The sequence below is a fragment of the Microbacterium sp. H6 genome (assembly GCF_003314775.1).
GTDB classification, from domain to species: Bacteria; Actinomycetota; Actinomycetes; order Actinomycetales; family Microbacteriaceae; genus Microbacterium; species Microbacterium oxydans.
The window spans coordinates 765-1,276 of sequence record NZ_QOAY01000286.1 but is presented as its reverse complement, the minus strand read 5'-3'; the positions used below and the strand labels follow the sequence as shown (position 1 = coordinate 1,276).

Genomic DNA, 512 nt, shown 5'->3' with positions numbered 1-512 from the left:
GACACGATCCGCGTCACCGTCGACTCGACCGCCGGTGTCACTAGCGTGGAACCGGCGACCGCGGTGGTGTCCTTGGTCAGCCCCGAGGCCATGCACTCGATTCGCTCCTCGTTCTGCAACCAGGTCCACTACTTCGCTTCCCGCGAGGACGCCGCCGGATGGCTCACGGAACACCCGATGGCCCAAATCCTCACGGTCGCCGATGCCTTCGAGGTTGGCAGCACCCTGATCACCGAGATGCTCGAGCGCCCCCGGACCGGTGCCGACGAACTGTCTGGAAGCTGCTGCGGTCCCGAGACCTGCTGCTGAGACGGCACCACGAGAGGACAGAACACCAATGCCTCCCAACCAGGACGACCAGCGAGGCGGCCGTGGCCTGCTCCTTGGGGCCGTCGCCGCACTGCTCGTGGTCGGCTGCTGCGCCCTCCTTCCACTTCTCGTCGTCGGAGGCACGATCACAGGGATCGGCACCCTCCTCCGCAACCCGTGGGTGATCACGGGCGGTGCCGCAC

At 67.2% G+C, this 512-nt stretch carries 1 protein-coding gene; it reads left to right on the top strand.

Annotation, left to right across the window (positions count from 1 at the left end; translation table 11 throughout):
* On the top strand, positions 1-309 hold a 309-nt coding region (gene merB, locus DSP71_RS18395), incomplete at its 5' end, for an organomercurial lyase (protein ID WP_258546543.1).
* Positions 310-512 lie beyond the last annotated feature (203 nt).